Source organism: Caulobacter endophyticus, assembly GCF_029543245.1.
GTDB classification, from domain to species: Bacteria; Pseudomonadota; Alphaproteobacteria; order Caulobacterales; family Caulobacteraceae; genus Caulobacter; species Caulobacter endophyticus_A.
Window position 1 is genome coordinate 208096 of the sequence record NZ_JARQWV010000002.1, and the last position, 26475, is coordinate 234570.

The window sequence follows — 26475 nt, forward strand, 5'->3', positions numbered from 1 at the left end:
GACCGGGTCGTGCTCATCAGAGGCGACCCGGTCTGATCCGCCTAGTGAAGGGGACGCCAACTTGAAGATCGACATCTATTCCGACCGCGCCAAGCAGGCCGTGCAATCCGCGCAGAGCCTGGCCCTGGCCCGTGGTCACCAGCAACTTGGGCCCGAGCACCTTCTGAAGGTGCTGCTGGAAGAAAAGGACGGGCTTTCGCGCACCATCATCGCCAACGCCGGCGGCCGCCCCGACGCGGCAGACGCCGCCGTGGACGCGATCCTGGCCAAGAACCCGCGCGTCGACGGCGCCGGCGGCCAGCTCTACATGAAGCCCGACACCGCCCGTGTCTTCGCGGCCGCCGAGGACGGCGCCAAGAAGGCCGGCGACGCCTTCGTCACCACCGAGCGCCTGCTCGTCGCCATCGCCAAGGACGGCGCCGACAGCGCCAAGGCGCTGAAGGACGCCGGCGTCTCTGCCCAGAGCCTGGAGACCGCCGCCGCCGCCCTGCGCAAGGGCCGCACCGCCGACAGCGCCAACGCCGAGGAAGGCTATGACGCCCTCAAGCGCTACGCCCGCGACCTGACGGCGGCGGCCCGCGACGGCAAGATCGATCCGGTCATCGGTCGCGACGAAGAGATCCGCCGCACCATCCAGGTCCTGTCGCGCCGTACCAAGAACAACCCGGTGCTGATTGGCGAGCCGGGCGTGGGCAAGACCGCCATCGTCGAGGGCCTGGCCCAGCGCATCGTCAACGGCGACGTGCCCGAAAGCCTGAAGGACAAGAAGCTCTTGTCGCTCGACATGGGCAGCCTGATCGCCGGCGCGAAGTATCGCGGCGAGTTCGAGGAGCGCCTGAAGGCCGTGCTGGCCGAGGTGACCGCCGCCGAGGGCTCGATCATCCTGTTCATCGACGAGATGCACACGCTGGTCGGCGCGGGCAAGAGCGACGGGGCGATGGACGCCTCCAACCTGCTCAAGCCCGCCCTGGCGCGCGGCGAGCTGCACTGCGTGGGCGCCACGACGCTGGACGAGTACCGCAAGCACGTCGAGAAGGACGCCGCCCTGGCGCGCCGGTTCCAGCCGGTGTTCGTGCAGGAGCCGACGGTGGAGGACACCGTCTCGATCCTGCGCGGCCTGAAGGAAAAGTACGAGGTCCACCACGGTGTGCGCATCTCGGACTCCGCCATCGTGGCCGCCGCGACGCTGTCCAACCGCTACATCGCCGACCGCTTCCTGCCCGACAAGGCCATCGACCTGGTGGACGAGGCGGCCAGCCGCGTGCGCATGGCGATCGACTCAAAGCCTGAGGAGCTCGACGAGATCGACCGCCGCCTGGTGCAGCTGAAGATCGAGCGCGAGGCTCTGTCCAAGGAAACGGACGCCGCCTCCAAGCAGCGGCTGGAGAACCTGGAGGTCGAGATCGACGACCTGCAGTTCCGCTCCGACGAGATGACCGCCCGCTGGAAGGCCGAGAAGGACAAGGTCGGCGGTGCGGCCCAGGCCCGTGAAGCCCTCGACCGCCTGCGGGCCGACCTCGCCAACGCCCAGCGCGCCGGCGACTTCGCCCGCGCCGGCCAGATCCAGTACGGCGAGATCCCGGCGCTCGAAAAGCGCCTGGCCGACGCCGAGGCCGGCGAGAACGGCGACAAGGCGCTGACCCCCGAAGTGGTCGACGCCGAGCAGATCGCCGCCGTCGTCAGCCGCTGGACCGGCGTGCCGGTCGAGAAGATGCTGGAAGGCGAGCGCGAGAAGCTGCTCCAGATGGAGGTCGCCCTGCGCTCGCGCGTGGTCGGCCAGGACGAGGCCCTGGAGGCCGTGTCCGACGCCGTTCGCCGCGCCCGCGCCGGCCTGCACGATCCCACGCGGCCGATCGGCTCGTTCCTGTTCCTCGGTCCTACCGGGGTTGGCAAGACCGAGCTCACCAAGGCCCTGGCCGAGTTCATGTTCGCCGACGAGCATGCGATCACCCGCATGGACATGTCGGAATACATGGAAAAGCACTCGGTCAGCCGCCTGATCGGCGCGCCTCCCGGCTATGTCGGCTACGACGAGGGCGGGGCGCTGACGGAAGCCGTCCGTCGCCGTCCGTACCAGGTGGTGCTGTTCGACGAGATCGAGAAGGCCCACCCGGACGTCTTCAACGTGCTGCTGCAAGTGCTGGATGACGGCCGTCTGACGGACGGGCAGGGGCGGACGGTCGATTTCCGCAACACCATCATCATCATGACCTCCAACCTCGGCGCCGAGTTCCTGGCCAACCAGGAGGACGGGGCCGACGTGGAAGAGGTGCGTCCGCTGGTCATGACCACGGTGCGCGGCCACTTCCGTCCGGAGTTCCTGAACCGGATCGACGAGATCATCCTGTTCAAGCGGCTGGACCGCTCGAACATGAGCGACATCGTCCGCATCCAGCTTGGTCGGGTGGAGAAGCTGCTGGCCGATCGCCGCATGACCCTGGCGCTGGCGCCCGAGGCCCTGCAATGGCTGGCCGACAAGGGCTATGACCCGGTCTATGGCGCGCGCCCCCTGAAGCGCGTGATCCAGAAGGAGCTGGTCGACCCGATCGCCCGCAGGCTGCTGGCGGGCGAGCTGGAGGATGGCGGCGTCATCGCCGTCGGTGCCGACGACGCCGGCCTGTCCTTTGGCCGGGCGACGCTTCAGTAGGCCCCGGCGAGAATCCGACGAGAAGCGCGCTCCGGTCCTCCGGGGCGCGCTTTTTCGTTTGCGGTGGCGCGAAAGCTCCCTACATCTAGAGGGAGAGCCGGGGCGGATGTCCTGGCCGCCGGCGCCGCTTTCCCGATTCCCCAGGGGCGCGCCCAGGGCCCGAGTCGAGGGCCCCAGAGCCTTCGCTCCCCCGCAAAAATCTTCCTAGAACTGAAAATAATTTATGGAACCAAATCGCGGTTCGAACGATCGCGCGCGGTCAATAAAGTGACCATGAACATTGGCTGCAAGCTGCGCCAATCGCGACAAGAACACGCCTATTTTTCGCCTCTGTCACCTGACGGTTTCGTAATGCGAAAGCTGAACGACCCGGATGAGTGCGTAGGTCCAAGGTCAAGCTTTCTTGGATCAATAGGAGAAGATGCGAACAATGATCGGCCAAGTCAAAGGCAGCTTGAAGATGGCGACGGTCGTCGCGCTGGTGGCTGGGGGCCTGGCGGTCAGCGGCTGCGCGACGAAGAAGTACGTCAACACTCAGGTCGGAGCGGTGAACACGCGGGTGGACGGTCACGACACCCAGATCTCTGAGCTGGATAAGACGTCCCGCGAAGCCCTCGATCGCGCGACTGCCGCCGGCAAGCTCGCCGAAGGCAAGTTCATGTACTCGATGGTCCTGTCGGACGACTCCGTGAAGTTCCCGACCGACCAGGACGCCCTGTCCCCCGAGGCCGAACAGCGCCTGGCGGACTTCGCGGCCAAGCTGAAGGAAGAGAACAAGAACGTGTACCTGGAAATCCAGGGCTACACCGACGCCACGGGCGAGCAGGACTACAACGAAAAGCTCGGCCAGCGCCGCGCCGACGCTGTGCGCAAGTTCCTGTCGCGCCAAGGCGTGGCCCTGAACCGCATGGCGACGATCTCGTACGGCGCAGAAGATCCCGTGGCCCCGAACGAGACCAAGGAAGGCCGGGCGCAAAACCGCCGGGTCGTGATCATGGTGCTGGCCTAAGCCTCAAGGGCTTGGCCGCCAAGGGCGCCGAGCGCGGGCGAAGACTCCACACCTTGCCCGCCGCTCGCGTCCGAGCGCCGATGGTTAAACTTGGGCGGTCCCGGAAACGGGGCCGCCTTTTTTACGTTTGCAGCGTGCTCAGAGACGGGAAGCCGCCCGTCTGGCGCAGGGCCTCGGCCAGGGCCATGCCGGCGGTCACAGAGACGTTCAGCGAGCGGGCCTGGGCGCGTAGCGGGATCACCACCCGGGCGTCGACGGCGGCGTGAACCTCTTCCGGGGCGCCGCGACTCTCGTTGCCGAACAGCAGGGTGTCGCCGGCCTGGAAGGCGAAGTCGTGGAAGCTCTGGTCGCCCCGCGTGGTGAAGAGCACCAGGCGCCCGTGGGCGCGCTGCGGCGCCTGAAGGAAGGTTTCCCAGGAATCGTGGCGGGTGAGGTGCGCCAGCGGGCCGTAGTCGAGGGCCGCGCGCTTCAAGCTCTTGTCGTCCAAGGGAAAACTACAGGGCTCGATGACGTCGAGCCCCACGTCCAGGCAGGCCGAAAGCCGAATCGCCGCGCCCACGTTCTGGGGAATGCCGGGTTGAAAAAGCGCGAGACGCATTCTAACGAAACCAACCATGGGGCTAGTAGGGGCATTGCTGCACATCGAATAGGGCTTGCGAACTCTGTTCGCCCATCCGATAGGGAGCGTGCCCCTTGTGGCGAAGATCCGCTCGCGGGTCGAGGTAAAGATATCGCGCCGAATGGCGCATTTCCTGGTCTGGCCGTTCGCGCGGTTGGACGGATTTCGAAGGGTGGAACAAGGTGGCCGACACCGCCGTGGGCGCAAAGACCGAGTCTGGGTCCGATCCCAGCCGACGCGATTTCATTTACATTGCCGCGATCACCGCCGCCGCCGGCGGCGCAGCGGCGCTTGCCTGGCCGTTCATCGACCAGATGAATCCCTCGGCCGACACGCTGGCCCTGGCCTCTACCGAGTTCGACCTGACCAAGGTCGCCGACGGCCAGCAGGTGACGCTGAAGTGGCGGGGTAAGCCGCTCTTCGTGCGCAACCGCACCCCGGCCGAAATCCAGAAGGCGGTCGCCGACGACGGCGTGTCGATGAAGGATCCCCAGAAGGACGCCGACCGCGTGAAGCCGGGCAAGGCCCAATGGCTCGTGCTGATCGGCTCGTGCACTCACCTGGGCTGCGTGCCCACCTTCGGCGGCGGCGACTTCGGCGGCTGGTTCTGCCCGTGCCACGGCTCGCACTACGACACGTCGGGTCGCATCCGTAAGGGTCCGGCCCCGCTGAACCTCGCGGTTCCGGAGTACGAGTTCCTGTCCGACACCAAGGTCAAGATCGGGTAAGCCAGATGAGCGGACATTCGACCTACCAGCCGAAGACCGGTTTCGAGCGCTGGCTCGACGCCCGTCTCCCGATCGTGCGCCTGGGCTACGACAGCTTCGTCGACTACCCCACCCCGCGTAACCTGAACTACTGGTGGACTTTCGGCGGCATCCTGTCGCTGTGCCTGGCCAGCCAACTGATCACCGGCATCATCCTGGTGATGCACTATACCCCCAGCGCCGACCACGCCTTCGCCAGCGTCGAGCACATCATGCGCGACGTGAACTACGGCTGGCTGATCCGCTACATGCACGCCAACGGCGCGTCGATGTTCTTCATCGCCGTCTATGTCCACATGCTGCGCGGCCTCTACTACGGCTCGTACAAGGCGCCCCGCGAGGTGCTGTGGATCCTGGGCTGCGTGATCTACCTCTTGATGATGGCCACGGCCTTCATGGGCTACGTGCTGCCCTGGGGCCAGATGAGCTTCCACGGCGCCGTCGTGATCACCAACCTGTTCGGCGCCCTGCCGATCGTCGGTCCGTCGATCACCACCTGGCTGTGGGGCGGCTTCGCCGTCGACAACGCCACGCTGAACCGCTTCTTCTCGCTGCACTACCTGCTGCCGTTCATGATCGCGGGCGTCGTGATCCTGCACATCTGGGCCCTGCACGTGGTCGGCCAGAACAACCCGACCGGCGTTGAGCCCAAGTCGAAGGCCGACACCCTGCCCTTCACCCCGTATGCGACGGTGAAGGACGGCTTTGCGATGAGCGTCTTCCTGATCCTCTTCGCGACCTTCGTCTTCTATCTGCCGAACGCCCTGGGCCATGCCGACAACTATGTCGAGGCCAACCCGCTGGTGACGCCGGCGCACATCGTGCCCGAATGGTACTTCCTGCCGTTCTACGCGATCCTGCGCGCCGTGCCGGACAAGCTGATGGGCGTTCTGGCCATGTTCGGCGCCATCGCCTGCCTGTTCGCCCTGCCGTGGCTGGACACCTCGAAGGTGCGCTCGATGCGCTACCGCCCGACCGCGAAGCTGTACTTCATCATCTTCGTGGTGGCGTGCTGCATCCTGGGTCTCTGCGGCGCCAAGCTGCCGGACGATCCGGTGCTGGGTCACTTCAAGACCTTCACCCTGGGCGACGCCGACCTGAACAGCTTCGTGTGGCTGAGCCGCTTCGCGTCGCTCTACTACTTCGCGTTCTTCCTGGTGATCCTGCCGGTGCTGGGCCTGGTCGAGAAGACCCTGCCGGTGCCGGACTCCATCGCCTCGCCCGCCCTGTCGCACCCGGCCGCCGCGCCGGAGCAAGCGACCGCCGCGCCTGAAATGAAGGGCTGATCCCGATGCTGCGCAAACTCTCCGTCATCGCAGCGGTCGCGGGTCTGATGGCGTCGTTCGCCGCCGCCCCGGCCCTGGCCGCCGGTCACCCGCTGGAACCGGAAAAGATCCACTGGTCGTTCAACGGCCCGTTCGGCAAGTTCGACCAGGCCCAGCTGCAACGCGGCTACAAGGTCTATCGCGAGGTCTGCTCGTCGTGCCACTCCATGAAGCTGGTCAGCTTCCGGAACCTCGGCGACAAGGGCGGCCCGTTCTATAACGAGAAGTACCCGAACTCGAACGACAACCCGTGGGTCAAGGCGATCGCCAAGGAGTTCGAGGTCGCCGACATCGACTCCGAAACGGGCGACGCCATCAAGCGTCCGGCCACCAGCGCCGACCGCTTCCCCTCGCCGTTCCCGAACGAGGCCGCGGCCCGCGCCAGCAACGGCGGCGCGTTCCCGCCGGACATGTCGCTGCTGGCCAAGGCCCGCACCGGCGGTCCCGACTACATCCACGCCATCGTCACGGGCTACAAGAACCCGCCGGCGGGCCTGAAGGTCGGTCCGGGCCAGCACTACAACCCGTACATGCCGGGCGACCTGGCGGCCTACTGGAGCGGTGACCACGCCCACGTTCCGCCGGGCGGCTTCATCGCCATGGCCCCGCCGCTGACCTTGAACGGCGTCACCTTCGACGACGGCACCAAGGCCACGGTCGACCAGCAGGCCCGCGACGTCTCGGCCTTCCTGATGTGGGCCGCCGAGCCCAAGCTGGAAGAGCGCAAGCAGACGGGCTTCGCGGTGATGATCTACCTGATCCTCTTCGCCGGGCTGCTCTATGCGAGCTACCGCAAGGTCTGGAAGAACGAGTCGCACTGAGCGGCGCGTTCAGACTGGAAATGAAGAAGGGCCCGGCGGCGACGCCGGGCCCTTTTTTACTCCTCCCTCGCGAAGCGGGGGAGGTGGCGCGGCGCTATCAGCGCCGTGACGGAGGGGGCGAGGGACAGAGCGCCATGCGCGCCGCCGCCCCCTCCACCACTTCGTGGTCCCCCTCCCCCGCAGGCGGGGGAGGAGCAGGCCGGCCAGTCAGGAGGCGGCCTTTTCCAGCACCGTGTCGATCCCGAACCCGCTCTTCAGCGCCAGGGTCACCGGGGTGCGCTCGACCACGTCGCGCAGGCGGGCGATGGCGGCGTCGTCGAGGTCGCCGGTGGCCGAGACCTTGCGGTCTATGCGGGGCTTGTCGCCGCTGTTGTCGAGCGTCAGCGTGGTCTCGATGGTCACCTCGCCCCAGCCCTTGCGGTCGGCGTACATGCGCAGGGTGGTGGCGGTGCAGGCCGCAAGGCCCGCCAGCACGAAGCCGAAGGGCGGCGGGCCGGCGTCCTGGCCGCCGAGGGCCGGGGGCTCGTCGCCGACCAGCTTGTGGCCGTTGACGTCGAGCTGAATGGTGTGGCGCGGATTGGCGGTGACGGCGTGAACACGCGAGCCCATGGGAAACTCCGTATTGGATGAGGAGGCTTTAGGGCGTCAGCCACAGGGCGTGGGCGGCCGTGTCCAGCCGCAGCCGGCCCCGGGCCAGCACCTCGACGCCCAGGGCGCCGACGACGCCGGGCGGCAGGTCGCCGGCCTTCACCGCGCGAGCGCGGGGATAGAGCCGGCCGTCGAAGGTAAGACCCGCCACCGTGCCGGCCGGCGCCTGGCGTGGTCCGTCGGCCGGTCCGCGGGCGCGCAGGGCGCCCGCCGACGCTGTGTCGAGGGCGAAGGGGCCCCGGACGCTCGAGAAGCCGTCGGAGGCGCTGGCGCGCACCGTCGGCACCCCGCCGACCATCTCGACCGGCAGGGCGGGTCCTGAGGGGCGCGAGAGGCCGTCGGCGGGCTCCAGCCACAGCCGGCAGGGCGAGAAGTCGATCACCACCGTGTAGCGGGCCAGGATGTCGGCCCCGATGACCCCGGCGATGGGCGCGACGAAGCCGACGCCGCGATAGTCGAGATCGGCCACCGTCACCGGCTGGGCGGGAAGGGCCTGTCCAGCCACGCGGACGGGCAGGGAGAGGTCGGTGGCCTCGAAGCCGCCGGCCTGGGCCTTGGTGTTGTGCAGCATGGTGTGGGGCGCCGACAGGTCGATGACGAAGTCGCCGGTCATGTCGCCGACCGCTGCGGGGGCCACGACCGCGCCGTTCTCGAACCAGCAGGCGGTCTCGCCGGCCCGCGCGGCGGCGGCGGTCGCGAGCGTCAGGGCCAGGGCGAGAAGCGGAGCGCGCATGGGGGGCAGACTAGAGCGGTGGGGGCGGGGGTGGAAAGCGTCGGGTGGGTGACCGAGCCATAGCCCCTCGCATCGCGCATGGCTTGAACGGAAAGAGGGCAGACGCATCGCGCCCGCCCTCTTCAGGATGCTCCCCCTGAAGGGGGAACTGTCGCGAAGCGACTGAGGGGGAAGTGACAGCGGCGTCTCAGCAGCCGCTTCCCCCTCCGGCCCTCCGGGCCACCTCCCCCTTCAGGGGGAGGATATTTACTTCCGCAGCCCCACCGGCACGCTCTGCGCCGCGACGGCCGCCGTGGCGCGCGCCGAGATCGCGGCGGACGAGGCCCCCAGCTGCACCTCGTAGTCGCCGGCCGCGACCTTCCAGCCGTGGGCCTTCTCGTCCCAGGTGGCCAGCAGGCGCGGGTCGACCGCCAGGGTCACCGTCTTGCTGGCGCCAGGGGCGAGCTCGACCTTCTCGAAGCCGGCCAGGCGACGCGGGGCCTCCCAGCCGCCGGCCTTGGGCGCGACATAGACCTGCGGCACGTCCTTGCCGGCGCGCTTGCCGGTGTTGGTGACCTTGAACGACACGCTCAGCTGGCCGCCGGCGCTCGAGGTCTTCAGGTCCGAATAGGCGAAGCTGGTGTAGGACAGGCCGTGGCCGAACGGGAACAGCGGCTTGAGGCCCTTCTTGTCGAACCACTTGTAGCCGACGGCCGCGCCCTCGATCGAATAGTCGACCGCGAACAGGGCGTCGGGCTTCTTGGGGTCGCCGTCGAGCTTGGGACGCGGCAGTTGGGCCTCGCTGGCCGGGAAGGTCACCGGCAGGCGGCCGGTCGCGTCCACCTCGCCGGTGAGCACGCGGGCGATGGCCTCGCCGCCGCTGGTGCCGGGGAACCAGGCCTGCAGCACCGCGCCGACGTCGCCCAGCCACGGCATGGTCACCGGGCCGCCGGTCTCGAGCACCACGACGGTCGGCTTTCCGGCCTTGGCGGCTGCGGCGATCATGGCGTCCTGGTTCTTGGGCAGGGCCAGGGACGGCACGTCTTCCGACTCGGTGGTCCACTGGTCGGCGAAGACGATGACGAGGTCGCTGTCGGCCGCCAGCTTGGCGACCGCGGCGGCGTCCTTGCCGTCGTTGTAGGTGAACTTCGCCTGGGGGCTGCGCGCCTGCAGGGCCTTCAGCGGCGAGGACGGATAGTAGATCACCGGGCCCGGCCAGGTCTTGGGCTCCAGCCCCTGCACGGCGCGGCCGCCGGCCGGATAGACCTGCGACGAGCCGCCGCCCGACAGCACGCCGACATCGGCATAGGCGCCGATCACGGCGACTTTCTGGGCCTTCAGCGCCAGGGGCAGCACGCCCTTGTCGTTCTTCAGCAGGACCATGCCTTCCTCGGCGTCGGCCTGGCTGACCTTGCCGTTGGCGGCCAGATCGATGGGCGCGATCTTCACCGGATGGTCGACCGCGCCGCTGGCGAACAGCGAGCGGACGATGCGGCGGGCCATGTCGTCCAGGCGCGCCTGGCTGACCGCGCCGCTGGCCAGATCGGCCTTCAGCACGCCGGCCAGGAAGGGCTGCTTGTCAAAGGCGTCGCCGGCCGATTCCTGGTCCAGACCCGCGTTGACCGACTTGGCGCCCGAGTGCACGGCGCCCCAGTCGGACATCACGTAGCCCTTGTAGCCCCAGTCCTGCTTGAGCACCTTGTTCAGCAGCCAGTCGTTCTCGCAGGAATAGTGGCCGTTGACGCGGTTGTAGGCGCACATCACCGAGTGCGGGTCCGACGCCTCCATGGCGATCTGGAAGGCCAGCAGGTCGGAGGTGCGGGCGTCGGCGTCGCCGATCTTGCTGTCGACCACGAAGCGGCCGGTCTCCTGGGCGTTCAGGGCGTAGTGCTTGATCGTCGAGACGATGTGGTTGGACTGGATGCCCTTGATCTGGGCCCCGACCATCACGCCGGCCAGCAGCGGGTCCTCGCCGCCATATTCGAAGTTGCGGCCGTTGCGCGGCTCGCGGACCAGGTTCACGCCGCCGGCCAGCATGACGTTGAAGCCCGAGTCGCGGGCCTCCTTGCCGATCATCGCGCCGCCCTTCTCGGCCAGAGCCGGGTTCCAGGTGGCCGTGGTGGCCATGCCGGAGGGCAGGGCGGTGCGCTCGCGGAACTGCGCCGCGCTGCCTTGGGTGGCCACGCCGATGCCGGCGTCGGTCTCGAACTGGGCGGGGATCCCCAGGCGCGGCAGGCCCGGCACATAGCCGGCTGAGCCGGGCAGCGAGGCTTCGATGCGCGTGTACTTGGGCTTCATGTCGGCGCCGAAGTAGCCGTAGACCAGGGTCAGCTTCTCGTCCTGGGTCATGGCCTTGACGGCCAGGTCGGCGCGCGTGTCGGCGTCGAGCTTGGGGTCCAGCCACGGCTGGCCGGCCGGGGCGGCGGCGGGCGCGCCATGGCCCGCGTGGCCGGCATGGCCCTGGGCGAGGGCGGGGAGGCCCATTGTGGCGATGGTCAGGGCCAGGGCGCTGGCGCGCCAGAGACGCGAGTTCATTCTACCTCCCACTCGTATGATCTTGGCCGGCGAGCCGGCGGATGGTTCGCTGACGGAGCGCTCCGTCAGCTGGTCTTGCCCGGCGGCCGCTTTCGGGCCGGGCCGGTGGATTCGCGGACCACCAGGGTGTGCTGGGCCAGGAACGGGCTGGGGCGGATGCCCGAGTCGCTGCTGTTCCAGGCCGCGAAGGTCTGCAGGGCGCGCAGGGCCATCGGCTCGAACGGCTGGCGGATGGTGGTCAGGGTCGGCCAGATGACCCCGGCGATCGGCGCGTCGTCGAAGCCGACCACCGACAGGTCGTCGGGAATGCGCAGGCCGCGGCGCTGGGCCTCCATGCAGGTGGCGGCGGCCATATCGTCATTGGCGGCGAAGATCGCGGTCGGCGGCTCGTCGATGTCGAGCAGCAGCTTGGCCGCGTCCATGCCGGTCTTGAAGGTGAACTCGCCCCCGACGATCAGCTCCGGCGCCGGGCGCGGCAGGCCGGCGGCGGCGTAGGCCTCGAAGAAGCCGTTGCGGCGATGGGTGCTGGCGGCATGGTCGGGGTGGCCGGCGATGTGGCCGATGCGGGTGTGGCCCAGGCTGAACAGGTGCTCGACCACCTCGCGGGCGGCGGCGCGGTCGTCCATGGCGATGGCCGGGAAGTTGGGATCGGGCGTGGTCGGCGAGATCAGCACGCAGCGCACGTCCAGCTCGCGCATCAGCGCCTTCAGCGGGCCGAAGTCGCATTCGGGCGGCAGCAGGATGACTTCGCGGATGCCGCCGTCCTCGATGAAGGCGCGGATGCGCTCGTGCCAGCCGACCACCGGGCCGTCGAACAGCTCCACGGTCAGGTGACGGCCTGTCTCCAGGCAGGCCAGCAGCAGGGCGTGGTGGGTGCGGGTGTGATAGCCGCCGCTGGGGTCGCCCATCAGCACGCCGACGGCCGAGGCGCCTTGCGCGCGGAAGTGACGGGCCACGGCGCTGGGCTGGTAGCCGAGGGCGGCCATGGCCTCGCGGACCTTGTCGCGGGTCTTGGTGGTGACGCTGGCGTGGTCGTTCATCACGCGCGAGACGGTCTTGGCCGAGACGCCAGCCCGCTTGGCCACATCGTGAATCGTCGTCATTCGTGAAGACCCGCACCCGCCTTGGCCGCGTGGCGCGCATCCCCCGGCAGGGGGCGGCCCGACGGCTCCCGAGCACCAGCCATACCGCAGCCCAATCGGCTTGTCATGCGATGGGACATGGAGTGGTCAAAAAATGTCCTCGTCGTGGACATTTGTGTGGTCATTTTGAATGTCCGTCAGGTCAACTGGCTGGCGATGGAAACGCTTCCGATTCCCGTTCCGGTAAAAATCGATGTCGAGACACTCGTGTGCGGACACGCGGTGATTGCTCGCTCATGGGCGCTTGTCAGCGCTGTCCTTTTCGGCTTCTGGTGATGCGTACTTGAAAAATATACATGCAAAACAATGGGTAAGCGGATTGCGGGTGGTCCCGGTTGGCGGCTGATTGCGCCGTGGCAACGCTTCGCAACCCGCTGATTTCCGGAAATGACAACGTTGACATTCTTGTTGACTTGATTGGGACATTTGGGAATGTTGCCGCCGTGACCGGCGTCTGAGGGCCGGATCGCAGCACCGTTCCGGCGCCGGGGGTCGCCGACAGGACAATCACCGGGCCGAGGCCGCCGAAGCAGGTTGGCATGAAGGTCTAGGCCCGGCTCGAGACCCACCGCGGCGTCAAAAGGCGTCGCGGCCCGAACGCAAGAACAAGACATTGGGGAGCGATCGACTTGACCACACTACGTAAGAAGTCCGTCTGGACTCGCGGCCTGACCCTGGCCCTTCTGGCCGGCGCGTCGCAGGCCGTCATCACCACATCCGCCCTGGCGCAGACCGCCGGCTCGACCGAAGAGACCGCCGTCGACGAGATCGTCGTCACCGGCGTGCGCGGCTCGCAGCTGAAGTCGGTCGACGTCAAGCGCCGCGAGGCCTCGATCGTCGACGCCATCTCGGCCGAGGACATCGGCAAGCTGCCCGACGTCACCATCGCCGACTCGCTGCAGCGCATCCCGGGCATCCAGATCCAGCGCAACGCCGGCGAAGGCGCCACCGTCAACATCCGGGGCCTAGCCCAGGTCATCACCCTGCTGAACGGCGAGCAGTATCTCAGCGCGGGCAACATGGGCTCGGCCCAGCCCAACCTGCTGGACGTGCCCTCGCAGCTGATGAACCAGGTGCTGGTCTACAAGTCGACCGACCCGAACAACGCCCTGTCGGGCATCTCGGGCACCATCGACCTGCGCACCCGCCGGCCGTTCCAGATGCAGGAAGGCTTCACCTTCGCCGGCGCGGCCGAAGCCCAGCGCGGCGAACGCACCAAGGAAGACGACTACCTGGCCAATATCCTGGCCAGCTGGCGCAATGACCGCGTCGGCCTGCTGGTCTCGGCCGCGCAGAGCAAGTCGAACCTGGGCAACAACTTCTCGGGCGCCGTCTCGCTGTCGGGCAACAACGACTGGGGCGGTTCGAACCCGAACAACTTCCTGTCGCCGCACGGCTTCGAAAGCTTCAACCGCGTGGTCGAGCGCAAGCGCACCGGCGTCAACGTGTCGTTCGAGGCCGACCTGGGCGAGGGCTTCACCCTGGTGGCCGAGGGCTTCTACGCCAAGCTCGACGAATATAACCGCGCCGCCGGCATCAACATCTCCAACCGCTGGGACGGCGGCGCCTTCGGCAACTGGACCCGTCCCACCGACTTCGAGCAGACCGGCGTCAGCGCCCCGCCGCCTGGCCCGGCCCCGATCGGCGGCAACGGCCGTCCGTGGCTGGCGGTCAGCGAGTACGACATCGACGCCTGGTGGGTGAACTCGTTCACCGTCAACCGCGTCACCAAGTCCGAGAGCAAGAACTACAATCTCGAACTGAAATACGACAACAACGGCCCGTTCAGCTTCGAGGCCCGGGCCATTCGCGCCAACGGCGACCGCCTGAGCATGAACGGCCAGGCCCAGGGCGACCTCAGCAATTGGCAGTACGCGCCTGACCGCTTTACGCTGTTCCGCAACGCCCAGGATCGCACTCGCGGCACCTTCTATCCGAAGGCCATCTGCGACCAGTATCCCGCTAGCCAGCGCAGCAACGCCGTCGCTGGCTCAGCCGGCGGCTGCTACCTGAACCCGAACCCGCTGGGCTACGGCCAGAACCCGCAGCTGCACTACGACGTCAGCGGCAAGAGCCCGGTCTGGAGCGGCTTCGACACGCCGATCTCGGGCGGCCTGGGCGCGGGCAAGTCCCTGCGCGACTACATGGCCAACAAGGACAGCTACGCGATCGGGGCCTTCTCGTCGGAAGGCAACAACGAGGTCTCGTCGGACATGAACGTGTTCCGCGCCGACGGCCACTACAAGTTCGACGACAAGCTGCTGGGCTTCATCACCAAGGTCGACGCCGGCGTTCGCCAGAGCGACCGTTCGGTCAGCGTCGAGCAGTTCCACCTGTTCTCGGGCTTCTACGGCGGGGTTCCCGGCGCGGTGCAGGCCAACGGCACGCCCGTGCCGGCCGGCGGCTGCATGGCTCAGTGGAAGGCCATCGACGTCGTCATGAACCAGAACCAGTGCCAGGCCGGCGAGTTCGTGCCCAACCCGGTCACCGGCGTGCCGGAGTTCCAGGGCTACACGGTCAACCGTCCGACCAAGCTGACGACCTACAACAACGCCATCTGGGTCAACAACCTGGGCGGCGTCACCAAGGGCATGCCCGGCTTCTGGGCCATCGACCCGCGTGACTTCGACGACGTGCTGGCCTTCCAGAAGAAGGTGTTCGGCGACGCCGTCCGCGTGCAGGTGCCCGGCCAGACCTACGACGTCGACCTGAAGGAACAGAGCGCCTACGGCGCCGGCGCCTTCGAGATCGGCCAGCTGTCGGGCGACTTCGGCCTGCGCGTCATCCAGACCGAACTGCTGGTGAAGCAGAACCTGACCGGCGACGTCATGAACTACGGCGACACCAACGCCGACGCCGGCGACACGGTCACCCGCCGCAAGTACACCGACTGGCTGCCGTCGTTCAACGCCACCTACGACCTGACCGACAACATCAAGCTGCGCTTCGCCTACTCCAAGACGATGCAGCCGCTGGATCTGGGCAGCTACGGCGGCGGCCTGTCGATCTTCACCGCCGACTGCGGCGCGACCATGCCGAACGTTCGCTGCGTGACCGGGGCCAGCGCCTCGGGCAACCCGAACCTCGATCCGTGGCGTTCGCAGAACTTCGACGGCGCGATCGAGTACTACTTCGGTCGGGCCTCGATGCTGAACATCTCGGCCTTCAAGCTGAAAATCGACAGCTTCGTCACCGGCGGCACGATCAAGGGCAGCTTCCCCGACCAGGACGGCGTCGTCCGCCGCGAGGTCGACGTGTCGCTGCCGCTGCAAGGCGACGGCGGCGAGGTCTCGGGTGTCGAACTGGGCGCCAAGATCGCCTTCACCGACATCATCCCGGACGTGCCGATCCTGAAGAACTTCGGCGTCGACACCAACTACACCTACTCGCCCAGCGAGGAGTCGCGTCTGGACCTGAAGGGCGACAAGCTGCCGTTCTTCGACAACTCCAAGCACCAGTTCAACCTGGTCGGCTGGTACCAGGACGACAAGCTGCAGGCGCGCGTGGCCTACAACTACCGCACCGACCGCCTGTCCGGCACCATGGGCGGTGGCGGTCAGCGGGTGATCCCGATCTACCAGGGCTCGACCGGCTATGTGGACGTCAATGTCAGCTACGACGTCCGCAAGAACGTGACGGTCTATTTCAACGGCTCGAACGTCACCGGCGAGATCGAGGACTACTACCTGCGTTTCGCCAAGGGCAAGGAACAGTATTCGTCGCAGAACGAGTTCGAGCCCCGCTACACCCTCGGCATCCGCGCCAAGTGGTGATCTGAAGCCTTCCTCCCTGCGCCCGTCGTGGCGGCCCTTCGGGGTCGTCACGGCGGCTCTTTTTGTTTGGGAAGGCAGCTATCCAACGGCGCATTCGGGCGCCAGTTTCGCGGTCCGGGCCATCGGCGTCCCAGGGCGCCGATTTTCCGGTTCGGGGAGGACCGGCCATGAGCGAAGACGTCCGCAAGGGGCGCATCCGCAGCATCGTCATCGTCGGCGGGGGCACCGCCGGCTGGATGGCGGCCGCGAGCCTGCGTCGCCACTTCGGCAAGGCGCCGATCGACATCACCCTGGTCGAAAGTTCCGAGATCGGCACGATCGGGGTGGGCGAGGCGACCATCCCCACCATCCGCAATTTCTACCAGTCTCTGGGTCTCGACGACCTGGAGGTGCTGCGCGCCACGCAAGGCACCTGCAAGCTGGGCATCCGCTTCAAGGACTGGATGGCGCCGGGCTCGGCCTTCATCCATCCCTTCAGCCTGTACGGCCAGGACCTGAACGGGGTGCCCTTCCAGCACTACTGGCTGAAGGCCCGCAGCGCCGCCGACGTCGGCGAGATGGGCGAGTATTCGCTGGGCGCCAGCCTGGCGGCGGCGGGCAAGTTCACCGTGCCGGCCGCCAATCCGCCGTCCAGCCTGTCGGTGTTCGACTGGGCTCTGCACTTCGACGCGGCCCTGTTCGCCCAGCTGATGCGCCGTGTGGCGCAGGCCAACGGCGTCAAGCGCATCGACGCCAAGGTCGTGAAGGTCAACCTGCGTCCCGAGGACGGCTTCGTCGCCTCTCTGGACCTGCATACGGGGCAAAGCCTGGAAGGCGATCTCTTCATCGACTGCTCGGGGTTCCGCGGCCTGCTGATCGAGGAGACGCTGGGAACCGGCTACGAGGATTGGTCGCAATGGCTGTTCTGCGATCGGGCCCTGGCCGTCCAAAGCCAGCCGCCTGAGGGCGCCGAGCCGCCGCCCTATACCGACGTCACCGCCCACAGCGCCGGCTGGCGCTGGCGCATCCCGCTGCAGCACCGCTACGGCAACGGCTACGTCTATTCGAGCCGGCATATCGACGACGAGGCCGCCAAGGCCGAGCTGGTCGCCGCCGTGCCCGACCGCCTGCTGCACGAGCCGCGCCTGATCCGCTTCACGCCGGGCCGTCGCAGGAAGGCGTGGAACCGCAACGTCGTGGCGCTGGGCCTGGCGTCGGGCTTCCTGGAGCCGCTGGAAAGCACCTCGATCGCGCTGATCGAGACGGGCATCGAGAAGCTGAAGGCCCTGTTCCCCGACCGCGGCTTCGATCCGGCCGTGGTCGACGAGTACAACGACTGGTCCCGGCGCGAGATGGAGCGGGTGCGCGACTTCGTGGTGCTGCACTACAAGGCAGCCCAGCGGGGCGACACGCCGTTCTGGCGCACCACCCGCGACGCCGACATCCCCGAGACCCTGGCCCGCAAGGTCGAGCTGTTCCGCTCGCGCGGCCACATCGCCCGCTACCGCTGGGAGATGTTCCAGCCGCCCAGCTGGCTGGCGATCTTCGCCGGTTTCGACATCCTGCCGGATGGCTGGGACCCCGCGCTGGACGGGATCGACGGCCAGGCCCTGGCCGCCAGCCTGAACCAGATGCGGGCGGGCGTGGCCCGGGCGGTGGCCCAGGCCCCGACCCATGGCGACTTCCTGCGCCGCTATGTCGGCGCGGCGCCGGCGGCGGCCGAATAGACAAGAACGACAAGAGACAAGCGTACGGGAGGCGGCCGATGGCCAATAATCTGCGGAAGATCGTGATCGTGGGCGGCGGCTCGGCCGGCTGGATCACGGCGGCGATGATCAGCCACTATCTCAAGGACAGCCCCTGCGAGATCGAGCTGATCGAGTCCGAGCAGATCGGCATCATCGGCGTCGGCGAAAGCACCATCCCGCCGTTCCTTCAGCTGATCCGCAGCCTCGGCATCGACGAGGTCGAGTTCATGAAAGAGACGCAAGCCGCCTTCAAGCTGGCCATCCGGTTCGAGAACTGGCGCAAGAAGGACGAGGTCTATTACCACCCGTTCGGCCTGATCGGCGGTCTGGTGGACGTGCACGAGTTCTACCAGGTGTGGCTGCGCGGCAAGGCCGAGGGCCATCCGTCCAGCTTGCAGGACTTCGCCCCGGCCTCGGTGATGGCCGACCGCTGGAAGTTCATGTCGCCGGCCATGGCCCCGCGCACCATGCTGGCCAACGCCAACTACGCCGTGCACATCGACGCGGCCCTGCTGGCCAAGTTCCTGCGCAAGTTCGCCGAGGCCCGGGGCGTCAAGCGCACCGAGGGTATCGTCAAGGACGTGGCCACGCGCCCTGACGGCTTCATCGAGAAGGTGATCCTCCAGGACGGCCGCGAGTCCTCGGGCGACCTCTTCATCGACTGCTCGGGCTTCCGCTCGCTGCTGAACGGCAAGGCCCTGGGGACGGAGTTCCTCGACTGGTCGGACGTGCTGCTGAACGACCGGGCCATAGCGGTGCAGACCGCCAATATCCAGGACCCGCACCCCTACACCCTGGCCCAGGCCCAGGACGCCGGCTGGCGCTGGCGGATCCCGCTGCAGCACCGGGCCGGCAACGGCTACGTCTATTGCAGCCAGTACTGCAGCGACGACGAGGCCCTGGCCACGCTGATGAGCCAGGTCGAGGGCGAGGCGGTGCGCGATCCCTGGCTGGTGCCGTTCAAGACCGGCATGCGCAAGCAGCTGTTCAACAAGAACTGCGTGGCCATCGGTCTGGCCGGCGGCTTCATCGAGCCGCTGGAGTCGACGGCCCTGCACCTGATCTATCGCGGCGTCGACTACCTGCTGCGGTTCTTCCCCGACCGCGACTGCGATCCGGTGCTGGCGGCCGAGTACAACAGGCGCATGCAGGTCGACTACGAGGAGATCCGCGACTTCATCGTGCTGCACTACTTCACGACCAAGCGCGACGACACGCCGTTCTGGCGCGCCTACCAGCAGGTGACGCCGCCCGAGAGCCTGCGCGAGCGGATCGAGCTGTTCAAGGCCAGCGGCGTGCTGCGCGATGGGGTCGACGACATGTTCCGCGCGCCCAGCTGGCAGTCGGTTATGGAGGGCATGGGCATCCGGCCCAAGCGCTACCAGCAGCTGGTCGACACCCTGCCGGCCGGGGTGGTGAAGGGCCTGCTCGACAAGTCGGCGCCGATGCTCAGCGAGCTGGTGGACACCCTGCCGAGCCACGGCGACTTCCTGCGCCAGTACTGCCCGGCGCCGGCGCCCGAGGCGCTGCTGAAGCGGGCGGGGTAGGGCGAGTTCCACCTCTCCCATAGGGAGAGGGAGGGGCCCATGGCGGAGCCATGGGAGGGTGAGGGGTTTGGGCCTTTCCGGACAGGGCAGCGGCTATTGGTGACAGGACCGCCAACGGTGTACGCCCTCACCCTCCCACCGCTGCGCGGCGGGCCCCTCCCTCTCCCCACGGGAGAGGTGTTTTTGGGCCTACACCTCAGCCCACATCCGCAGGAGGTTGTGGTAGGTGCCGGTCAGCGACAGCACCGACGGGTCGGCCTGGCCGACCTGGCCGGCCAGGCGCTGGATCGAGACGTCCATGTCCAGCATCAGGGCCCGCTTGGCGTCGTCGCGCACCAGGCTCTGGATCCAGAAAAAGCTGGCGGTGCGGGTTCCGCGCGTGACCGGGGTCACGTGGTGCAGGCTCGAGGCCGGATAGAGGATCAGCGAGCCGGCCGGTAGTTTTACCAGGTGGCTGCCATAGGTGTCGTCGACCACCAGCTCGCCGCCGTCATAGTCGTCGGGATCGCTCAGGAACAGGGTGGCGGAGAGATCCGTGCGGATCTGGGCGCCCGTGGCGGGGTTGCGGCGGATCGAGTTGTCGACGTGGTCGCCGAAGCCCATGCCCTCGCCGTAGCGGTTGAACAGCGGCGGCAGGATGGTGTGGGGCAGGGCGGCCGAGACGAACAGCGGGTTGGCCTGCAGGGCCTGGACGATGATCGCCCCGACCTCGCGGGCGGCCGGGCCGTCCTGCGGCAGCTGCTGGTTGTTCTTGGCCATGGCCGCCTGGAAGCCCGAGGTGGCGTTGCCGTCGACCCACGGCGCCGCGTCGATCACCGCCCGGCAATGGGCGACTTCGTCGGGGCTCAGCACGTCGGGGATCTGCAGCATCATGGCGGGGCGGCCTTAAGTCGTCTTGTGCTCAGGCTTTAGGCCCTGAGGCGGCGCGCGGCAATGCGAACGCCTCGCAGAAGATTGCGTAAGGGGAACAAGATGCTCCTCCTGAAGGGGGAGCTGTCGCGGAGCGACTGAGGGGGAAGGGAATGCAGAAGTTCAGAGGATACTTCCCCCTCCGGCCCTTCGGGCCACCTCCCCCTTCAGGGGGAGGATCTCAGAACAACCAACGCCTCGGATACTTGTCGCCCAGAGCCCGGGCCTCGCCGGTCTTCAGGCCGAGCTCACGCATGCGGTAGGCCAGGATTTGGCGCATGGCGTCGACCGGCTCGCGGCCGTCGACCGGGCTGGAGGCGATCGTGCCGGCCTGCTGGGCCAGGTCCGTCGCCGCCCATTCGGCCAGGGCCCGGTCGGCCTTGCCGACGGCGAAGTAGTGCGGGACGGGCGTGCGCTCGCCAGGGACCTCGACCATCACGGCGATCACCCAGCCCTGGGGGATCATGTCGGCGTCGGGGCGTTGGCGGAACATGGGCCGGATGTAGCGGTGAAGCGGGCAAAGAAAAAGGGCGGAGCCTCGCGGCTCCGCCCTTCTCTTTGGTTCGGTCTGAGTGACCGGACTTCTAAATTAGAAGTCCATGTCGCCCATGCCGCCCGGCATGCCGCCCGGAGCAGCGGCGGCGCCGCCCTTCTTGGGGGCTTCGACGATGGCGGCTTCCGTGGTGATCAGCAGGCCGGCCACCGAAGCGGCGTTCTGCAGAGCGGTGCGGACGACCTTGGCCGGGTCGATGACGCCGTCGACGACCAGGTCGACATACTGTTCGCTCTGGGCGTTGAAGCCGAACGAGCTGCTGTCGTTTTCCAGGATCTTGCCGACCACGATCGAGCCTTCGACGCCGGCGTTCTCGGCGATCTGACGGATCGGAGCCTGCAGGGCGCGACGGACGATGGCGATGCCAGCGGTCTGGTCGTCGTTGTCGCCGGTGACGCCGGCCAGGGCCTTGGAGGCCTTCAGCAGGGCGGTGCCGCCACCCGGGACGATGCCTTCGTCGGCGGCCGCGCGGGTCGCGTTCAGGGCGTCGTCAACGCGGTCCTTCTTTTCCTTCACTTCGACTTCGGTCGAACCGCCGACGCGGATGACCGCGACGCCGCCGGCCAGCTTGGCCAGACGTTCCTGCAGCTTTTCCTTGTCGTAGTCCGAGGTGGTGTCTTCGATCTGGCGCTTGATCTGGGCGATGCGGGCTTCGATCGCGTCCTTCTCACCGACGCCGTCCACGATGGTGGTGTCGTCCTTGGTGATCGAGACCTTCTTGGCGCGGCCCAGCATGTCGAGCGAAACGTTCTCGAGCTTGATGCCGAGGTCTTCGCTGACGACCTGAGCGCCGGTCAGGATGGCGATGTCTTCCAGCATGGCCTTGCGGCGGTCGCCGAAGCCCGGAGCCTTGACGGCGGCGACGCGCAGGCCGCCGCGCAGCTTGTTGACGACCAGCGTGGCCAGGGCCTCGCCTTCGACGTCTTCAGCGATGATCACCAGCGGACGGCCCGACTGGACGACGGCTTCCAGCACCGGCAGCAGCGGCTGCAGCGACGACAGCTTCTTTTCGAACAGGAGGATCAGCGGCTCTTCGAGCTGAACTTCCATCTTGTCGGCGTTGGTGATGAAGTACGGCGACAGGTAGCCGCGGTCGAACTGCATGCCTTCGACGACGTCGAGTTCGGTCTCGGCGGTCTTGGCTTCTTCGACGGTGATGACGCCTTCGTTGCCGACCTTGTCCATGGCCTTGGCGATCATCTCGCCGACTTCCTTGTCGCCGTTGGCCGAGATGGTGCCGACCTGGGCGATTTCACCGTTGGTGGTGACCTTCTTCGACGAAGCCTTGATGTCTTCGACGGCGATGGCGACGGCCTTGTCGATGCCGCGCTTCAGGTCCATCGGGTTCATGCCGGCGGCGACCGACTTGAGGCCTTCCTGGACGATGGCTTGAGCCAGGACGGTGGCGGTGGTGGTGCCGTCGCCGGCCTTGTCGTTCGTCTTCGAAGCGACTTCGCGGATCATCTGCGCGCCGAGGTTCTCGAACTTGTCGGCCAGTTCGATTTCCTTGGCGACCGAGACGCCGTCCTTGGTGGTGCGCGGGGCGCCGAAGGACTTTTCGATGACCACGTTGCGGCCCTTCGGACCGAGGGTCACCTTCACGGCGTTGGCGAGAACGTTGACGCCGCGCAGCATCTTGTCGCGCGCGTCGGAGGAGAAGTAGACGTCTTTAGCGGCCATGTCGGGCGCCTTTCTAATCTAGGGAATTTCGGAGGATGGAAACGATCCGGAGGCGGAAGCCGATCAGGCTTCGAGCACGCCCAGGACGTCGCTTTCCTTCATGATCAGCAGGTCCTGACCGTCGACCTTCACTTCGGTGCCCGACCACTTGCCGAACAGGATGCGGTCGCCGGCCTTCAGGTCCAGAGCGACCAGGTCGCCCTTGTCGTTGCGGGCGCCCGGGCCAACGGCGACGACTTCGCCTTCCTGGGGCTTTTCCTTGGCGGTGTCGGGGATGATGATCCCGCCCTTGGTGGTGGTTTCTTCTTCGACGCGCTTCACGAGGACGCGGTCGCCCAGGGGACGAAACTTCATGTGTCTTCTCCGTCGGAACGGTTTCTGTAAAAGGCTTTCGTAGGCCGAGGGAGCGTCGCTGTTAGCAGTCGCTCCCACCGAGTGCCAACGCCGGTCACGAGTTAGGCGCCGCCCCCTGGGGAGTCAAGGAGAGCGGCCGCGAAGTTTTTGCGATCAAGGTGAACACGGGCGCGCAGGGGGAGGAGTTTTCGATGTTCGACCACATGGGGTTCGGCGTCGCCGATTTCGAGCGGTCGGCGGTCTTTTATGACGCGGCCCTGGCGCCGCTCGGCGTTTCGCGCTTGTACGCCGTGCCCAAGGAACACACCGGCGGGATCGACGTCGTCGGTTATGGCACCCAGCGGCCGCAGTTCTGGATCTCGGGCGGGGGAGGGACCAGCGGCAAGCTGCACGTGTGTTTCGCGGCGGGGAGCCGCGCCGAGGTCGATGCGTTCTACGAGGCCGCGATAAAGGCCGGCGGCCGCGACAACGGCCCGCCCGGACTTCGCCCTCATTACCACGAACACTACTATGGGGCCTTCGTGCTGGATCCGGACGGGTTCAATGTCGAGGCCGTCCACCACGCCCCCGTTTCGGAGGACTGAATGTCGAGCTATGCCCTGTCGCTGATCCTGGCCGTGATCGCCTGCGTCATCGGCGGCGTGTTGGGCGGGCTGGTGCTGGCGCGGCCGGACTCGATGCTGGGCCTGGCGGGGCTGAAGAGCGAGCAGGAGGGCGGGCGCAATACCGCCCTGACTGAGGGGCGGGCCTTCGGCGGTCTGTTGATCGCCTCGCACGGGGCGGCGGCTCTGTTCCTGGGCTGGCAGTCCAGCGCCGGGGCGGCCATGGCCCTGGTGCTGGCCATCGCCTGGTTCGGCGCGGCCTTCGGACGGCTGGTCTCGATGCTGCTGCAGAAGGCCGGCGGACGCTTCAACTACGGCAGCGTGCTGCTCGACATCCTGATGGGGATCACCCTGGCCCTGCCGTTCTTCAACGAAGGCAGCCTGCCGCTGCACCGCATCGGCGGCAGCATGCTGGTCTGAAGCTTCGCCGCAAAAGCGCCGCTGTTCCACTTGAGATTGCGTCCTGGGGTTTCCAGCAACGGAGAGCGGGATGACGACGTGGACGAGGCGCGCGGCGATGGCCGGCGCGGCGGCTCTGGCGGGCGCTGGCACGGCTGAGGCGCAGAAGAGGTTTCCGGTGCTGGGCGATCCGGCCAAGGCGTTCGACACGCCGGCCCTGCGCAACAACCGGATGGCCAGGGCGTTTCGCGAGCCGCCGGCGGGGCTGGCGGTCCCGGCGGTCAATGTCGAGCGGCGCGACGGCGTCGCCCCGCTGAAGCTGCAGCCGGGCCTGACCCTGGTGTCGCTGTGGGCGCCCTGGTGCGCGCCGTGCCTGCACGAACTGGGCGACCTGGCGATGCTGCAGGAGAAGTTCGGCGGCCGGAACTTCCGCATCCTGCCGATCCTGACCGCCCCACGCGAGCCGATCACGGCCGCCGAGGCGGGTTTCGTGCTCAAGAAGCACAAGGCCGGCGTGTTCGCGCCGGTGATCGACCGCGGACCCGACTCCAAGGGCCTGTTCCAGGCGCTCAGCGTGCGCGAGACACCGAACGGTCCGGCGCGTCCGGGCTTGCCATGCAACCTGCTGGTCGCGGCGGACGGAACGGTGCTGGCCCGCCAGTTCGGCGCGCCGATGAACGGCATGGTCCAGGGCACCGGCGAGGGCGGCAAGGTCACGGCCGCGGACGTCGCCAAGATCGGCACCCTGTGGGCCGCGCCCGACGGCGAAGCGCTGATGAAGGCCCTGTCGCGTGGCGAGATCGCCGGCGGTTCAGCCGCGCGGTCGCGCCCCCTCGTGAGCTAGCAGCCAGGCCTTGCGTTCGACGCCCCCGCCGTAGCCGGTGAGGGCGCCGTTCGCGCCGACCAGGCGGTGGCAGGGCACGACGATGCTGAGCGGATTAGCGCCGTTGGCCGCGCCGACGGCGCGCACCGCCGCCGGCTTGCCGATGCGCAGCGCCAGGGCGGCGTAGGTCAGGGTGGTTCCGGCCGCGACATCGCCCAGGGCGCGCCACACCGCCTGCTGAAACGCCGTGCCGCCGGTCGTCCAGGGAATGGCCGTCAGAGCGGTCAGGTCGCCCTCGAAATAGGCGGCCAGCGCGACCCGGGTCGCGGTCGGCGCCGCGCCCGGCTCCAGCGCGACCGCGCCGTAGTGCAGGCCCAGTAGCCGCAGCATCCGCGGCTCGAAGTCGTGGAAGTCCACCGCCCGCAGCATGCCTTCGGCGTCACTGGCCAGCAGCAGCTCGCCGATCGGGCTGGGCGCGCGATCCAGGAACAGGCGGGCTGGCGGGCGAGTCGGCATGGCGACACTATGCGTCGCGCTGCTTTCGTCGTCCGCCCGTTTCTTGCGGAGTTGGTGATTATTGTCGAGTTCGCTCTCAGGTCGCGACATTCGTGTTTTCATTAGAGTTATGCTGTCGACATTTATCAAATTCGATTTGTCGTGTCTCAGACTTAAGGAAACTTCGCTGCTCTGGGTGCGACATTTTGCGCGCGAAAACTGGTCGAATACACGAGTCTTAACGCGCGATTCGCCATGGCGATTATGATCTCGGCAACCGTCTTCGCCGCCCAATACGCCCGCAGTCGGGAGGCTTTCGGGCATGGCGTGGAACAAGCATTGGATGGTGGCGGGCGCGGCGGTAGCCGTCCTGGCCGTGGGCGGACTGGCGAACGCGCGCCAGGAACGTGAAGCGCCGGGCGTCAGCCTGGCGCAGGAAGTCGTGGCCGCGGCCAGCGCCTTCGAGACCTATACCCGGGGAGCGGGATCGATCTCGCCGGCCGTGTTCACCAACGGCGACGGCGTGGCCAGGGCCCTGGTCGCCGGTTCGGCCTACAAGGCCGAGCAACTGGAAACCGGCATGATCGCCTATGGCGCCATCGCGGCCTTGCAGGAGCCGGCCTTCATCGACGGCGTGCGCGAGGCGGCTCGCCAGACCTCGCGCGAGGCGCTGGTCGAGCGTCTGCTGGCCTCGCCCGAGAGCGTGGTCGAGATCGAGGGCGTGGGCCTGGCCGCCGCCAGGGCGCAGATGGCCCTGCAAGGACGCGGCGCGCCCCTGGCCGTGGCCGGCAAGGCGGTCAAGCAGTCGGCCTACGATATCCAGCGCGAGACCTGGTCGAAGGGCGCGGTGGCCGACAACGCCGGGCGCCTGGCGCGGGTCAAGCAACTGTCCTCGACGGCGTTCGCGCCCGGCCAGGACGACGCCGGGCTCCTGATCCAGGCCGCCACCGGGGCGGGTGGCGGCTTCGCCGAGGGCGGCCGGGTGTTCACGCCGGTGACGGTGCGGTCGGCGGCCCTGGCGGCCCTGGCCGTGCTGGACGCGGCGGGCGACGCCGACACGGCCCGCCTGGCGCCGGTGCTGAGCGAGAAGAAGACGAACTTCTGCATGAAGATCGCCAAGCTGAACCTCTACCAGTGCCTGGCCGTCGCCGGTCCGCACTACGAGGACGTCTTCTGCCTGGGCCAGCACGCGATGATCGACACCGCCCAGTGCGTCAACGACGGGGCGGGCGCGAGCCTGATCTCGCCGGCGGTCGCGCCGCCCTCGCCGCCGCCGCGGCCGGCGGGCTTCATGATCCCGGTGGCGAGCGTGGCCCCGGCCACGCTCGCCCAGGCCCCGCAATGAGCCGGGCTTGATCGGCAAGCGTCGCCGTCGTTAACCTTCGCCC

Annotated in this window: 23 protein-coding genes; 13 read left to right on the forward strand and 10 right to left on the reverse strand. The window is 67.9% G+C overall.

The window, feature by feature from the left end; translation table 11 throughout:
* The first annotated feature begins 61 nt into the window (after positions 1-61).
* The gene (clpB, locus tag P7A99_RS03020) at positions 62-2647 is read left to right on the forward strand and encodes an ATP-dependent chaperone ClpB (protein ID WP_277792460.1); all 2586 of its coding nucleotides are present in this window, start codon (positions 62-64) and stop codon (positions 2645-2647) included.
* A gap of 430 nt (positions 2648-3077) precedes the next feature.
* Positions 3078-3656, forward strand: a complete 579-nt coding sequence (locus P7A99_RS03025) for an OmpA family protein (RefSeq protein ID WP_277792461.1) — start codon at positions 3078-3080, stop codon at positions 3654-3656.
* Positions 3657-3777: 121 nt separating this feature from the next.
* Here P7A99_RS03025 and P7A99_RS03030 read toward each other — a convergent pair whose 3' ends face one another.
* Complete coding sequence (locus P7A99_RS03030) at positions 3778-4254, reverse strand: tRNA (cytidine(34)-2'-O)-methyltransferase (protein ID WP_277792462.1); 477 nt, start codon at positions 4252-4254, stop codon at positions 3778-3780.
* Positions 4255-4457: 203 nt separating this feature from the next.
* On the opposite strand from P7A99_RS03030, the gene petA reads away from it, so the two are divergent.
* Genes petA through P7A99_RS03045 form a run of 3 tightly spaced genes read left to right on the forward strand, consistent with a single transcriptional unit; the run spans position 4458 to position 7188 of the window.
* Positions 4458-5003 carry a ubiquinol-cytochrome c reductase iron-sulfur subunit gene (gene petA / locus P7A99_RS03035; protein WP_277792463.1) on the forward strand — a complete coding sequence of 182 codons (546 nt, stop codon included), beginning with the start codon at positions 4458-4460 and terminating at the stop codon, positions 5001-5003.
* 5 nt (positions 5004-5008) lie between these two features.
* The gene (locus P7A99_RS03040) at positions 5009-6328 is read left to right on the forward strand and encodes a cytochrome b (protein ID WP_277792464.1); all 1320 of its coding nucleotides are present in this window, start codon (positions 5009-5011) and stop codon (positions 6326-6328) included.
* Positions 6329-6333: 5 nt separating this feature from the next.
* A complete protein-coding gene (locus P7A99_RS03045; RefSeq protein WP_277792465.1) occupies positions 6334-7188 on the forward strand; it encodes a cytochrome c1 in 855 nt (284 codons plus the stop codon).
* 207 nt (positions 7189-7395) lie between these two features.
* Here P7A99_RS03045 and P7A99_RS03050 read toward each other — a convergent pair whose 3' ends face one another.
* The 4 genes from P7A99_RS03050 to P7A99_RS03065 form a co-directional block, all read right to left on the reverse strand.
* Positions 7396-7797 carry an OsmC family protein gene (locus P7A99_RS03050; RefSeq protein WP_277792466.1) on the reverse strand — a complete coding sequence of 134 codons (402 nt, stop codon included), beginning with the start codon at positions 7795-7797 and terminating at the stop codon, positions 7396-7398.
* 28 nt (positions 7798-7825) lie between these two features.
* Positions 7826-8569 carry a hypothetical protein gene (locus P7A99_RS03055; protein WP_277792467.1) on the reverse strand — a complete coding sequence of 248 codons (744 nt, stop codon included), beginning with the start codon at positions 8567-8569 and terminating at the stop codon, positions 7826-7828.
* Between the two features lie 246 nt (positions 8570-8815).
* The gene (locus P7A99_RS03060) at positions 8816-11083 is read right to left on the reverse strand and encodes a beta-glucosidase family protein (protein ID WP_277792468.1); all 2268 of its coding nucleotides are present in this window, start codon (positions 11081-11083) and stop codon (positions 8816-8818) included.
* A gap of 65 nt (positions 11084-11148) precedes the next feature.
* Positions 11149-12186, reverse strand: a complete 1038-nt coding sequence (locus P7A99_RS03065) for a LacI family DNA-binding transcriptional regulator (RefSeq protein ID WP_277792469.1) — start codon at positions 12184-12186, stop codon at positions 11149-11151.
* Between the two features lie 105 nt (positions 12187-12291).
* Between P7A99_RS03065 and P7A99_RS03070 the strand changes: the two genes are divergently transcribed.
* The 4 genes from P7A99_RS03070 (at position 12292) to P7A99_RS03085 (ending at position 19272) form a co-directional block, all read left to right on the forward strand.
* A complete protein-coding gene (locus tag P7A99_RS03070; RefSeq protein ID WP_277792470.1) occupies positions 12292-12501 on the forward strand; it encodes a hypothetical protein in 210 nt (69 codons plus the stop codon).
* Positions 12502-12854: 353 nt separating this feature from the next.
* A complete protein-coding gene (locus P7A99_RS03075) occupies positions 12855-15998 on the forward strand; it encodes a TonB-dependent receptor (RefSeq protein WP_277792471.1) in 3144 nt (1047 codons plus the stop codon).
* 167 nt (positions 15999-16165) lie between these two features.
* A complete protein-coding gene (locus tag P7A99_RS03080) occupies positions 16166-17704 on the forward strand; it encodes a tryptophan halogenase family protein (protein WP_277792472.1) in 1539 nt (512 codons plus the stop codon).
* A gap of 38 nt (positions 17705-17742) precedes the next feature.
* Positions 17743-19272 (forward strand): tryptophan halogenase family protein, encoded by a 1530-nt coding sequence (locus tag P7A99_RS03085; RefSeq protein WP_277792473.1) that lies wholly within the window; start codon positions 17743-17745, stop codon positions 19270-19272.
* Between the two features lie 189 nt (positions 19273-19461).
* Here P7A99_RS03085 and P7A99_RS03090 read toward each other — a convergent pair whose 3' ends face one another.
* From P7A99_RS03090 to groES, 4 genes are all read right to left on the reverse strand, one after another.
* The gene (locus tag P7A99_RS03090; RefSeq protein WP_101718209.1) at positions 19462-20145 is read right to left on the reverse strand and encodes a Fe2+-dependent dioxygenase; all 684 of its coding nucleotides are present in this window, start codon (positions 20143-20145) and stop codon (positions 19462-19464) included.
* Between the two features lie 217 nt (positions 20146-20362).
* Complete coding sequence (locus P7A99_RS03095) at positions 20363-20674, reverse strand: hypothetical protein (RefSeq protein ID WP_101715081.1); 312 nt, start codon at positions 20672-20674, stop codon at positions 20363-20365.
* A 96-nt stretch (positions 20675-20770) separates the two neighbouring features.
* The gene (gene groL / locus P7A99_RS03100; protein WP_277792474.1) at positions 20771-22414 is read right to left on the reverse strand and encodes a chaperonin GroEL; all 1644 of its coding nucleotides are present in this window, start codon (positions 22412-22414) and stop codon (positions 20771-20773) included.
* A 63-nt stretch (positions 22415-22477) separates the two neighbouring features.
* Positions 22478-22768: a co-chaperone GroES gene (gene groES / locus P7A99_RS03105; RefSeq protein ID WP_277792475.1), complete on the reverse strand. Its 291-nt coding sequence runs from the start codon at positions 22766-22768 to the stop codon at positions 22478-22480.
* Between the two features lie 191 nt (positions 22769-22959).
* Between groES and P7A99_RS03110 the strand changes: the two genes are divergently transcribed.
* The 3 genes from P7A99_RS03110 to P7A99_RS03120 all read left to right on the forward strand — a co-directional run bounded on the left by P7A99_RS03110 (position 22960) and on the right by P7A99_RS03120 (position 24613).
* Positions 22960-23352 carry a VOC family protein gene (locus tag P7A99_RS03110; RefSeq protein ID WP_277792476.1) on the forward strand — a complete coding sequence of 131 codons (393 nt, stop codon included), beginning with the start codon at positions 22960-22962 and terminating at the stop codon, positions 23350-23352.
* On the forward strand, positions 23353-23790 hold the full coding sequence (locus P7A99_RS03115; protein ID WP_277792477.1) for a DUF4345 family protein: 438 nt from the start codon (positions 23353-23355) through the stop codon (positions 23788-23790).
* A gap of 70 nt (positions 23791-23860) precedes the next feature.
* Positions 23861-24613 (forward strand): TlpA disulfide reductase family protein, encoded by a 753-nt coding sequence (locus P7A99_RS03120; RefSeq protein WP_277792478.1) that lies wholly within the window; start codon positions 23861-23863, stop codon positions 24611-24613.
* Here P7A99_RS03120 and P7A99_RS03125 read toward each other — a convergent pair.
* The gene (locus P7A99_RS03125; protein WP_277792479.1) at positions 24581-25108 is read right to left on the reverse strand and encodes a methylated-DNA--[protein]-cysteine S-methyltransferase; all 528 of its coding nucleotides are present in this window, start codon (positions 25106-25108) and stop codon (positions 24581-24583) included. The two genes, P7A99_RS03120 and P7A99_RS03125, sit on opposite strands and share 33 nt — an antisense overlap.
* A gap of 301 nt (positions 25109-25409) precedes the next feature.
* On the opposite strand from P7A99_RS03125, the gene P7A99_RS03130 reads away from it, so the two are divergent.
* Positions 25410-26432 carry a hypothetical protein gene (locus P7A99_RS03130; protein WP_277792480.1) on the forward strand — a complete coding sequence of 341 codons (1023 nt, stop codon included), beginning with the start codon at positions 25410-25412 and terminating at the stop codon, positions 26430-26432.
* Positions 26433-26475 lie beyond the last annotated feature (43 nt).

Bases quoted from the DNA above. Each gene is read 5' to 3' on its own strand.
- P7A99_RS03090 (WP_101718209.1), bottom strand. From the start codon at position 20,145: ATGATGCTGCAGATCCCCGACGTGCTGAGCCCCGACGAAGTCGCCCAT.
- P7A99_RS03070 (WP_277792470.1), top strand. From the start codon at position 12,292: ATGCGATGGGACATGGAGTGGTCAAAAAATGTCCTCGTCGTGGACATT.
- P7A99_RS03125 (WP_277792479.1), bottom strand. From the start codon at position 25,108: ATGCCGACTCGCCCGCCAGCCCGCCTGTTCCTGGATCGCGCGCCCAGC.
- P7A99_RS03050 (WP_277792466.1), bottom strand. From the start codon at position 7,797: ATGGGCTCGCGTGTTCACGCCGTCACCGCCAATCCGCGCCACACCATT.
- P7A99_RS03130 (WP_277792480.1), top strand. From the start codon at position 25,410: ATGGCGTGGAACAAGCATTGGATGGTGGCGGGCGCGGCGGTAGCCGTC.
- P7A99_RS03040 (WP_277792464.1), top strand. From the start codon at position 5,009: ATGAGCGGACATTCGACCTACCAGCCGAAGACCGGTTTCGAGCGCTGG.
- P7A99_RS03025 (WP_277792461.1), top strand. From the start codon at position 3,078: ATGATCGGCCAAGTCAAAGGCAGCTTGAAGATGGCGACGGTCGTCGCG.
- P7A99_RS03080 (WP_277792472.1), top strand. From the start codon at position 16,166: ATGAGCGAAGACGTCCGCAAGGGGCGCATCCGCAGCATCGTCATCGTC.
- P7A99_RS03115 (WP_277792477.1), top strand. From the start codon at position 23,353: ATGTCGAGCTATGCCCTGTCGCTGATCCTGGCCGTGATCGCCTGCGTC.
- groES (WP_277792475.1), bottom strand. From the start codon at position 22,768: ATGAAGTTTCGTCCCCTGGGCGACCGCGTCCTCGTGAAGCGCGTCGAA.
- P7A99_RS03095 (WP_101715081.1), bottom strand. From the start codon at position 20,674: ATGTTCCGCCAACGCCCCGACGCCGACATGATCCCCCAGGGCTGGGTG.
- P7A99_RS03030 (WP_277792462.1), bottom strand. From the start codon at position 4,254: ATGCGTCTCGCGCTTTTTCAACCCGGCATTCCCCAGAACGTGGGCGCG.
- P7A99_RS03065 (WP_277792469.1), bottom strand. From the start codon at position 12,186: ATGACGACGATTCACGATGTGGCCAAGCGGGCTGGCGTCTCGGCCAAG.
- P7A99_RS03060 (WP_277792468.1), bottom strand. From the start codon at position 11,083: ATGAACTCGCGTCTCTGGCGCGCCAGCGCCCTGGCCCTGACCATCGCC.
- groL (WP_277792474.1), bottom strand. From the start codon at position 22,414: ATGGCCGCTAAAGACGTCTACTTCTCCTCCGACGCGCGCGACAAGATG.
- P7A99_RS03085 (WP_277792473.1), top strand. From the start codon at position 17,743: ATGGCCAATAATCTGCGGAAGATCGTGATCGTGGGCGGCGGCTCGGCC.
- P7A99_RS03045 (WP_277792465.1), top strand. From the start codon at position 6,334: ATGCTGCGCAAACTCTCCGTCATCGCAGCGGTCGCGGGTCTGATGGCG.
- P7A99_RS03055 (WP_277792467.1), bottom strand. From the start codon at position 8,569: ATGCGCGCTCCGCTTCTCGCCCTGGCCCTGACGCTCGCGACCGCCGCC.
- P7A99_RS03110 (WP_277792476.1), top strand. From the start codon at position 22,960: ATGTTCGACCACATGGGGTTCGGCGTCGCCGATTTCGAGCGGTCGGCG.
- P7A99_RS03120 (WP_277792478.1), top strand. From the start codon at position 23,861: ATGACGACGTGGACGAGGCGCGCGGCGATGGCCGGCGCGGCGGCTCTG.